General features: G+C 71.4%; 1 protein-coding gene. It reads right to left on the minus strand.

Features of this window, described 5'->3' with window-relative positions; all coding sequences use genetic code 11:
* Nucleotides 1-513 (minus strand): hypothetical protein (locus ACXJ3V_RS20815; RefSeq protein WP_457102255.1); only part of this gene is annotated, 513 nt, incomplete at both ends.

Consider the following 513-nt stretch of genomic DNA (forward strand, 5'->3'; position numbering starts at 1 on the left):
ACGTCGAGCAGGGTGGAGATGTGGGTGCGCAGCGCGCTCGCGTCCTTGCGCTGGACGAACTCGGACCTCGGCTCCGGCGGCAGTTCGGGCTGCAGGCGCAGGGGCAGCGGCAGTGCCGCATCGCGCAGCGGAGTCGATATCACGCCGGCCTCGGCCATCAGTCGCAGGTAGCTGTCGGTCAGCCGCGTCAGGCCCGTGCCATCGCCGAGCAGATGCTGCGACGGGCGGCGCTGCGCGATCATCAGCGACAGCGCCTGCTTGAAGGCTTCGGCCTGGCGCCGCAGCGCTTCTTCCGTGGGCGCGGCGCCTTCGTCGTAGTCGGCRAGCAGSCGGTTGACTTCGCCGAAGTCGCGGCCGTACCAGGCCCACAGGCCGTCGCCCAGGCCGTGCACTTCGCCGATGCCGGGGCGCGCGGCCAGAGGCACCGTATCGAGGTAGTCGACGACGATCTGGCGGCGCCGCGTCAGCGTGTCCTCGCCGTCCTGGTAGGCGCGCAGCGAGGCCGATGCCATC

The organism is Microbacterium sp. P5_E9 (assembly GCF_054049175.1).